This is a genomic window from Hydrogenophaga sp. GW456-12-10-14-TSB4 (assembly GCF_059424305.1).
Window position 1 is genome coordinate 1 of the sequence record NZ_JBWKZH010000160.1, and the last position, 667, is coordinate 667.

At 73.2% G+C, this 667-nt stretch carries 1 protein-coding gene; it reads right to left on the minus strand.

The features are described from left to right. Positions 1-667: type IV pilus assembly protein FimV (locus tag AC07ZS_RS29880; protein ID WP_494802046.1), on the minus strand; the 667-nt coding region annotated here is incomplete at both ends.

The window sequence follows — 667 nt, forward strand, 5'->3', positions numbered from 1 at the left end:
GTCACGGCGGGGGCTGCCGGTGCGGGCGCGGGCGCAGGGGCCGCTGCGGCAGGCGCTGCTGGTGCAGGCGCGGCAGCGGGAGCTGCCGGTGCCGGCGCAGGGGCACTGCCTCCACCCAGCTTGGACAGCTCTTCGATGTTGCGCGAGAGCTCGGCCACGCGCGACGAGGCCTCCTTGGCCTGGCGTTCCTTGGCGATCTTCTCTTCGTTGGCGGCCGTCTGGCCAGGCGCACCTTCCTTGGACAGCGTCAGCTTGTCGGCGGCGGGGGCGGCGGGCTTGGCTTCCTTGACCTCGGTCTGGACCTTGCCGGCGGCCTGGCGGTCGGCGGCGGCGACGCCCGCTTCGGGGGCGCTGCCTGCCAGGCGGCGGCGGAATTCGTTGAAATCGCGGCTCTGGGCCGTGATGGTCTGGCGCGCTTCGCCCGGTGCGATCGCGCCGGCTTCGGCGGCCGTGGGCAGGTCGAGCACCACGCCGGCTTTCATGCGGTTGACGTTGCCCGAGATGAAGGCGTTGGGGTTCTGCCGCAGCATGGCCACGAGCATCTGGTCCAGGGACACGTCCGCAGGCTTGTTGGCGGCAGCGATGCCGCCGGCGGTGTCACCCGCCTGCACGCGAACCTGGCCACCACCCGAGTTGGCGGGTGCAGGGGCGGGTGCCGGTGCCGGGC